A 7,452-nucleotide genomic window follows, 5' to 3' on the forward strand; every position below is an offset into this window, starting at 1 on the left:
AAAACACCACACTCACAAGCTCGTTGACCTCATGCACACCATGCCAACGACAACCGTCACCCTTCGTTACCACCGAATACGGGCCAGAGCCGTTCAATGGACAGACCCGGCTTTCCTCGTGTTACTGACTTCGGCTCGTCAGGGTGAACCTTCGCGAAGTCCCTGATGAGTCTGGAGCCGTGGCTGTATCCGGTGGTGTGTGAGATATGCGGATGGGGGCGGGCTGACCGTCGCGGGACGGGCGCGCCGGGAAGTGGTACGGATCCAGGCGGCCGAGCTGTTCGAGCAGAGGGTCAAGCCGCCGGAGGTCGCGCGACGGTTGCGGGTGAGCCCGAAGTCGGCCTACCAGTGGCACCAGTTGTGGCGGGAGGGCGGGGTCGCGGCACTGGCCTCCCGCGGCCCGAGCGGATCGCGGTGCCGTCTATCCGCGAGCTGCCTGGAGAAACTGGCGCGTACCTGGATCAGGGCCCAGCCGCACACGGCTGGATCGAGGACCAGGTGTGGACCGCGGTGAGGGTGGCCACGCTGATCGGCCGGAAGTTCCACGTCTCCTACAGCATCTCGGGCGCCACGAGGCTGATGCACCGGCTCGGCTTCAGCCCGCAGGTCCCCGCGCGGCGGGTGGCCGAACGTGACGAGCAGGCCGTTGCCGCATGGAAGGAGGCGACCTGAGCGGAGGTAAAAGCGCTCGGGCGGCCTGCGGGGGCTACATCTGCTTCGAGGACGAGGCAGGCTTCACCCGTCGTCTGCCCAAAGGACTTACCTGGGGCCGGCGAGGCCGCACGCCGGTCGTGACCGTCAGCGGCAGACGCTCGGGACGCCTGTCCGTGGCCGGGATGATCGCCATGCGGCCCGGCTACCGTACCCGGCTGTGCCACCGCCTGCGCACCCACCCCGCGGGCAGAGGCAAGCGCCGCAGCATGGGCGAGCGCGACTTCATCGCACTGATCGACGGCGTCCACCAACTGGTCAAGGCGCCCATCGTGCTGGTCTGGGACCGCCTGAACACCCACATCTCACACGCCATGCGCGAGTTGATCGCCCAGCGTGCCTGGCTGACGGTGTTCCTCCTACCCGCCTACTCGCCCGACCTCAACCCCGTGGAATGGGTCTGGGCACACGTCAAGCGCAGCCTGGCCAACCTCGCCGTCATGGCCCGCGACCGACTCGAGGCCCTCGTCCGCAACCGGCTCAAACGCCTGCAGTACCGGCCTGACACCCTCGACGGCTTCATAGCCGGCACCGGCCTGATCCTCGACGCACCCGCGCCACCCTGACAAGCCGAAGTCAGTAGGCGCGGGCGGCCTGCTGGCCGCGGGCATTGCCGCTGGAGTGGACCAGGATCCTGCGCAGGGTGTGCACCGGGTCGCTCTTGCGCCGCCCGGGCAGGGCATGGGTGTCTTCCAACACGCGGTAGATCTCACGCCGGTCGGTGGGTTTGCCGCGTCCCGGTCCGGGACGTAGGCCACGACCTGCGCATCTTCGAGGTTCAAGGCGGTATAGACCTCGTCGGGGACCTTCGCGGCCGGGGCGGGGGCGATGAAGACGACCTTCGCGTCCAGCAGGGCGGTGACGTTGGAGTGGGACACGAGTTTGGAGTCGGCGATCAGCAGGAAGTCCCTGCGGTCGGCCATCTGGTGGTTCAGCAGCCAGAGTTCCATCGTGGGACTCCTGAGGTGGCCGTTGTCGTGTCAGCGGGGCAGGCGCTGCGGACGGTGCGCCAGAGAACGGGTGAGGCGGAGCCCGCCGCGAGACCCGTCGGCCTGTTGAGACCGGTCGGGCGCGTCCGCCCGCGGTGTGTGGTTCGGCCGACCACGGCATTTGTTGCACACGGCGAACGTACACGGGGCGCCGCCGGGCCGCCGCGCCTGATGCTCTGTCCGGAGCGGAGGACCCGGGGAAGGGAGACACAGGAGGAGGGGCGGCTTTGATCAGATGACCATCCACCTCCCCGTTTGCGCGGCCCGCCGCTGCCGGGGCTTCACCTGGCGGGTCGCGGCCAGGGGTTCGGGCGGCAGGTGGTGAGGCTGTGGAGCGGGTAGCCGGCGTGGAGCCTGTTGCGGGCGCCCAGGCCGCTGTGCACCTTCGGCGGGAGCGGGGAGTGGAATCCTCGCGGCGGTGCGGCAGGAAGCGTGCGCCCCAGTGGAACCTCCGGCGCAGCTTCCAGCAGACGGGCTCCGGGGTGTCCGCTGCAGATGGCCTCGGCCTATCCGCGCCGGCGGCGCATGCCGTGCCGTGGGCGACTCGCAGAACGTGCCCTCGACGCCGGCTTGGGCCGCCCAGCGCTTGTGTCGGGCCGGTCCTGCTGCATCGCGCGGTTTAGCGGCTGGAGGACGGCGAGGAACGGTTCTGGAACAACCGGACACACAGGACGAGATTGCCAGCTTTCACGCCATCATTCGGACGGTCTGCGGGGCAGCCGGTCACTACTTGGAGTGATGGGACCTTCGGCCTTTTGCCGCCGTTGGCTTGATGCAAGACGCTTGGGGGCATGAGAGCCCGCGACGTACTGATCGTGATGTTCGAGGGTGTCGTGGGCCTGGACGTCGCCGGCCCCCTGGAAGTGTTCACCGGCGCCAACGGCTACGCCACCCGGAGCCCGAACGCCTCACCCGACGGTCCCGTCTACCGGGTGCGCACCGCTAGTCCGGGCGGCGTTCCGGTACGCACAACCGGCGGGCTCCGGATCCACCCGGACACGGCCTTGGAGAACGCGCCGCCGCCGCACACCCTCGTCGTCCCAGGGCCGAGCATGGCTGCACTGGGCAACCTCGATCGGGACGTCGTTCAGTGGCTGCGCCTCCACGCAGGGGAGGCCCGCCGGATCACCTCGATCTGCTCGGGCGCATTCCTACTTGCCGAGGCCGGGCTGCTGCACGGCCGCACGGCCACGACTCACTGGGCCGTGGCCGAGGCCCTGTCCGCCGCTTACCCCGGTGTCACGGTCGACCCGACGCCCGTCTTCGTCCGGGACGGCAAAGTCTCCACCTCAGCCGGGGTCACCAGCGGCATCGACCTTGCCCTCGCCTTGGTCGAGGAGGACATCGGACCGGACGCTGCCCACGTCGTCGCGCGTTACCTGGTGGTCTTCCTGCGTCGTCAGTCCAATCAGCGCCAGCTCTCCACGCAGATGAAGGCGCAGGCCGCACACCGCACGTCCCTGCGCGACATCCAGCAATGGATCGCAGACCACCCCGACGCAGACCTCTCCGTCGAGGCGCTCGCCCGCCGGACAAGTTTGTCCCCACGCCATTTCACCCGGGCCTTCACCGAACAGACCGGAGTCTCCCCGGGCCGTTACGTCACGCAGACCCGCCTGGAGACCGCGCGGCGCCTCCTCGAGGACACGGAGGACGACATGGAACGTGTGGCGCGGGCAGCCGGCTACCACAGCTACGAGGCGATGCGACGCTCCTTCCAACGTGCCCTGGGCCTGGCACCCCAGCAGTACCGCCGACAGTCTTGACACGTACTCACCCCGGACGACGAAGGGAAACCGCCATGTCGAGAGGACCGGGCCTGGTAGGCATGCCCATGGACGACTGGAAGATCCGCACCCCGAGAGGGAAGGAGTACGCCTTCGACACCGCGGAGGAGGCGCGCGCCGCGCTCCCCGAGCACCACCATGGCAGCACCCTATGGATGCGCCGGGCTTACTGCGGACTCGCGAACACGACGACCGTGTCCCCGTGTGGCTGGCAGAAAGTCACCTGACGTCGTGGGCCCACGTCGGGGCCGGAGGGAGCGACCGTGACCCGCCTCCTGATCGCCGGCGACGAGTCACTCGTCCGCGGAAACCCCGGAAACGACCGGCACGTTCCAGCCGCACATGGATTTGGTGGCCCGGGCACAAGGCTGGCAGCGGGCCGTCGGCCTGAGCTGTGAACTGAGGGCGGACGTCGCCGTGTTGGACATGCCGCTTTCGTAGCGGTCCAGCGGCCCTACTTTCGGTGCAGCGTCACCCCGAGGCCCAGGCACTGTGGAGGCACGCCCTGCAGGTCTTGGAACTCGCCGTAGTTTAAGGTTCGATTTGTGTGACGGGGCGGGCGGCTCCCGTGCCCTCCCCGCGCAGTCGACGACGGCGCACGGACTCCTGGCGCATCCCGACCGGCTGGTAACCGACTCAACTTATATTTCCCCGAAGAGGCGACGATGCCGCCAAAGTTTACCGATATGTCTGCCAAGGCTCCTCAAGTTCCCTATGGCTCGGCGACAAGCTGCCCGCGGCGCATCGCGACGACCCCGGCGGTACCTGTCTTGTACTGGCCCGATCAAGCACCAGAGGTAAGACGTTATCGAGCTCGCGGTATCCCACGGCTTCTCGTTATCGGGCCTGATGCATTGCCGCCGTCGTCTGTCGACCCGCTGGAGGACTGGATACGGGTTCCGTGGGACGACGGCGAGCTTCGTATTCGGTGCGCGACCTTGCGCGCCAGAGCTCTGGCCGGCCTGCCGCTGGTCGACCGCGCCGGCATCGTCTACTTCAGGGGAAGGCAGCTCCCGCTGTCCGGCGGCGAGGCCGGTCTGCTGCGGCTGCTACTCGCCTCGTTCCAGTCCGTGGTGACCCGGGCAGAAATCACCGCGCACCTCTGGCCGGGCAATGAACAATGCCGTCGGAACGCCCTGGACATACGGGTGCTTCGAACGCGGCGACGGGTGGCACCTATGGGAATCCTGATCAAGACGGTGCGAGACAAGGGTTACCTGTTGGAGCTGAGTACAGGCATACCGCACCACTTCGCCCAATCCGTGGCGCCAGGAGCTCGACTCTGAAACGTGACGTATGCGGACCAGCACGATTGTGTGCAGTGCGCGGTTGGCCTGGCGGTCTCCACCACGGTCGAGTCGGTGGCGGTCTGTGCGGTCGGACGAGGCTGGCACGGGTGCGGCAGCGCACAAGCGGGCGAAGGATGCCTCTGAGGCGAGCCTGTCGGGGTTGTCGCTGGCGGTGACCAGCAGCTGCCCGGCGGTCTTGGTACGACACCCGGCACTGCGAGCAGGCCGGGTGCGGTGCGGGTGATCAAGACGCGCAGGTCGGCGTCCGCGTCGGCTATCTCCTCGCTCAGGTGCCGGTAGCGCTTGGCCAGACACTTGAGGGCTGAGCTTGCTCCGCTTTGACGGACACCGTCGGTGTGGCGGTCAGGCCGCCAGGACGGTTTCGTACTCGGCGGGACTGCGGTAGCCGAGGCTGCTGTGCAGCCTGCGTATGTTGTACCAGCCTTCGACCCACTCGAAGATCGCGGTCCGTGCCGCGGCCCGGCTGGGCCAGGGACGCTCGCCGAGCAACTCCCGTTTGAGAGTGGCGAAGAAGGACTCGGCGAGTGCGTTTCCCAGCACTGGTCGGCGGTGGCCCAGCCGACGACGCGGCGGGAGGCGATGTCGATTACGGTGGCCAGGTAGAGCCAGCCCTCGCCGGTGGGGATGTAGGTGATGTCGCCGCACCAGCGCGTATCGAGGCCGGCGGGGTCCGGTTCGAAGTCGTGCAGGACCAGGTTCGGACGGGTGGCGGCCTGCGGGTCGGGGATTGCGGTGCGCTGACGCCGTCTGCGGTGTCGGCCTGCAGCCCGGCCTGGCGCATCAGCCGTGCGATGCGTCGGCGGCCGCACCGCTGGCCGTTGCGCTGGAGGGCGGCACGGACGCGCGGGGCGCCGTAGCTGCCGCGCGAGGCGGCATAGACCTCGGTGATCTTCTCAGTGAGGTCCAGGTCGCGCACCGCGCGGGGACCAGGCACGGCGGTGCGGCGGGCGTAGAAGGCGGCTCGGGAGACCTTCGGCAGCTCACACGCCCGTTTGACGCTGTGGCCTGCCTGCTTCTCCGCCTCGATGAACGGGTGGACCGTCACCGGGTCTCCTGGGCGAAGAAAGCTGTCGCACGCTTGAGAATGTCGACGTCCTCGCGCAGGCGGCGGTTCTCCCGCCGTGCAGCTTCGTCGAAGACCCCGGCCTGCCAGCGATCCAGGCACCGCCGGCAGGCCTGCCCGGATCCGACCCCCAACTCCAGCGGCAGGAGTTGCCATGCGACGTCGTTGTGGAGGACGTACAGGATGCCCTGCGGACGCAGCCGGTCGTCCACCGGCCGTGGCCCCGGCGCCCGCTCGGGCCGGGGCGGCAACAGCGGCTTCACGAGTGCCCACACGTCATCGTCCATGATCCCACGGCCGAGTACTCACACACCGCGTCACACCAGTCACGCCTGACCAGCCCCAACACCCAAGATCCTGTCACGAGTTCCAAGTATTTGTTATCAGGGAACAAATACTCCTTTCCATCCCTAGATTGTGGGCTATAACAGATCCAGGAGCAGGTGAGCCTGGCGTCTCGCGATCCTGTTCATGCCAGTTCATGTTGCTATTGACGAGTTTCTTCACGCTACCTCCAGCGGTCCACTGTCGGTGGTGATACGCCAAGCAGCTCGGCAATGTCCTTGCGTCGACGTCCTTCGCTCGACCATAGCACGATCCGGCCTTGCGTAGCTATATCGGCAGGTATGTCGTGACTGTTCACCAACTGCCACAATGCGGCGGCCTGTTCCACGAAGAGCTCCGTGCCAAGCAACCCTGCCACGCAAGATCAAGTAACGCTGACGGAATCACGAGATAATGGAACCGGCAATACGGTCACGGTACTTCGAATAAGGAGATAATTGCATGACGAACGACATGTGGGGACGGAAAGTGGTGGCGGAACTCGATATCCCGCACGCCAGTGCGGGCAAATATAGCGCGTTCATCGAGTCCATCGTAACGCATGCAGGCAGCCCGATTTATGACACCATTCGACAAGCGCGAGCCACTCGCGCCAGTGAGACACCTGCAACTTTCGCTGTGCGACTCACGAGCGGCGAACGGCGCGTAGATATTCATATCAGGTACGATAATCTGTATCTCGTGGGATACAATCCCGTTGAGGAGCACCCCAGTACTCTCTATCTCCTCGAGGAGCGGGTGCTCCCCCCTTATAGGGGCCTGGATCCAACCATTCTAAGGATGGGCGTCGCATACCAAGACGTGGAACGCATTTCTGGGTATTCACGATCCGATATGGCGTTCAGTCGGGAAGATATGAGTTCTGCAGTTTCGGACCTGCTTGGCCAAAATGACCAAATCCGGGCGCGAGGTGTCCTGAGGTTGGCTCAGATGATTTCGGAGGCCACTCGATTCCGTCAGATTAGAGCAGCCATCACGGAAAACTGGATTGGGCAGGGTCGTCGCCTGCCGGCGAACCTAATCGACATCCAGAATAACTGGAGGGCCATATCGCAGGCATTTCATCGGGCCCTTAATGACGCTGCTCCCCGCCGTCAATCCCTGCCAGTGACTGTATCTGGGATCACCTTTAGTGGACTTCAGTCTTTCGTAGCGATCCTCGCCGTCGCGATGGCGGGCACGGGATCCGGACATTCTCGTCCTCGCCGCTCGCTCCTTGAGGGCCCGGATGGTGAGGACCTGCGGGA

9 protein-coding genes and 4 pseudogenes are annotated in these 7,452 nt (G+C 66.3%); 6 read left to right on the plus strand and 7 right to left on the minus strand.

Annotated elements, in window-relative coordinates:
* Window positions 1-262 precede the first annotated feature (262 nt).
* Both ACFVU9_RS42835 and ACFVU9_RS42840 read left to right on the plus strand, forming a co-directional pair.
* Window positions 263-795, plus strand: a pseudogene (locus tag ACFVU9_RS42835) (winged helix-turn-helix domain-containing protein).
* A complete protein-coding gene (locus tag ACFVU9_RS42840; protein WP_387603079.1) occupies window positions 747-1,277 on the plus strand; it encodes a transposase in 531 nt (176 codons plus the stop codon). The pseudogene ACFVU9_RS42835 and the gene ACFVU9_RS42840 overlap by 49 nt, the downstream one beginning before the upstream one ends.
* Window positions 1,278-1,287: 10 nt before the next feature.
* Here the strand turns inward: ACFVU9_RS42840 and ACFVU9_RS42845 are convergent, their stop codons facing one another.
* On the minus strand, window positions 1,288-1,410 hold the full coding sequence (locus ACFVU9_RS42845; protein WP_387603027.1) for a hypothetical protein: 123 nt from the start codon (window positions 1,408-1,410) through the stop codon (window positions 1,288-1,290).
* 1,081 nt (window positions 1,411-2,491) lie between these two features.
* Here ACFVU9_RS42845 and ACFVU9_RS42850 point away from each other — a divergent pair.
* The 3 genes from ACFVU9_RS42850 to ACFVU9_RS42860 all read left to right on the plus strand — a co-directional run bounded on the left by ACFVU9_RS42850 (window position 2,492) and on the right by ACFVU9_RS42860 (window position 4,773).
* Window positions 2,492-3,466: a GlxA family transcriptional regulator gene (locus tag ACFVU9_RS42850; protein WP_387603030.1), complete on the plus strand. Its 975-nt coding sequence runs from the start codon at window positions 2,492-2,494 to the stop codon at window positions 3,464-3,466.
* Window positions 3,467-3,534: 68 nt separating this feature from the next.
* On the plus strand, window positions 3,535-3,714 hold the full coding sequence (locus tag ACFVU9_RS42855) for a hypothetical protein (protein WP_387603033.1): 180 nt from the start codon (window positions 3,535-3,537) through the stop codon (window positions 3,712-3,714).
* A 711-nt stretch (window positions 3,715-4,425) separates the two neighbouring features.
* Window positions 4,426-4,773, plus strand: a complete 348-nt coding sequence (locus tag ACFVU9_RS42860; RefSeq protein WP_387603036.1) for a winged helix-turn-helix domain-containing protein — start codon at window positions 4,426-4,428, stop codon at window positions 4,771-4,773.
* 57 nt (window positions 4,774-4,830) lie between these two features.
* Here ACFVU9_RS42860 and ACFVU9_RS42865 read toward each other — a convergent pair.
* The 6 genes and pseudogenes from ACFVU9_RS42865 to ACFVU9_RS42890 all read right to left on the minus strand — a co-directional run.
* Window positions 4,831-5,091, minus strand: a pseudogene (locus ACFVU9_RS42865) (hypothetical protein); the annotation flags it as partial.
* A gap of 48 nt (window positions 5,092-5,139) precedes the next feature.
* Window positions 5,140-5,337: an integrase core domain-containing protein gene (locus tag ACFVU9_RS42870; protein ID WP_387603039.1), complete on the minus strand. Its 198-nt coding sequence runs from the start codon at window positions 5,335-5,337 to the stop codon at window positions 5,140-5,142.
* Between the two features lie 53 nt (window positions 5,338-5,390).
* Window positions 5,391-5,606: pseudogene (locus ACFVU9_RS42875) on the minus strand (IS3 family transposase); the annotation flags it as partial.
* Window positions 5,567-5,842, minus strand: a pseudogene (locus tag ACFVU9_RS42880) (IS3 family transposase); the annotation flags it as partial. The pseudogenes ACFVU9_RS42875 and ACFVU9_RS42880, both read right to left, overlap by 40 nt.
* Window positions 5,839-6,147 carry a transposase gene (locus tag ACFVU9_RS42885; protein WP_387603042.1) on the minus strand — a complete coding sequence of 103 codons (309 nt, stop codon included), beginning with the start codon at window positions 6,145-6,147 and terminating at the stop codon, window positions 5,839-5,841. The pseudogene ACFVU9_RS42880 and the gene ACFVU9_RS42885, both read right to left, overlap by 4 nt.
* A 221-nt stretch (window positions 6,148-6,368) precedes the next feature.
* Entirely contained in the window at window positions 6,369-6,563 is a 195-nt protein-coding gene (locus ACFVU9_RS42890; RefSeq protein ID WP_387603045.1) for a helix-turn-helix domain-containing protein, read from the minus strand.
* Between the two features lie 83 nt (window positions 6,564-6,646).
* Between ACFVU9_RS42890 and ACFVU9_RS42895 the strand changes: the two genes are divergently transcribed.
* Window positions 6,647-7,452 (plus strand): ribosome-inactivating family protein (locus ACFVU9_RS42895; protein WP_387603048.1); only part of this gene is annotated, 806 nt, incomplete at its 3' end.

Source organism: Kitasatospora sp. NPDC057936 (assembly GCF_042887525.1).
Taxonomy (GTDB): Bacteria; Actinomycetota; Actinomycetes; order Streptomycetales; family Streptomycetaceae; genus Kitasatospora.

Coding starts and splice junctions, on each gene's coding strand:
- ACFVU9_RS42850 (WP_387603030.1), top strand. CDS start 2,492: ATGAGAGCCCGCGACGTACTGATCGTGATGTTCGAGGGTGTCGTGGGC.
- ACFVU9_RS42855 (WP_387603033.1), top strand. CDS start 3,535: ATGGACGACTGGAAGATCCGCACCCCGAGAGGGAAGGAGTACGCCTTC.
- ACFVU9_RS42885 (WP_387603042.1), bottom strand. CDS start 6,147: ATGGACGATGACGTGTGGGCACTCGTGAAGCCGCTGTTGCCGCCCCGG.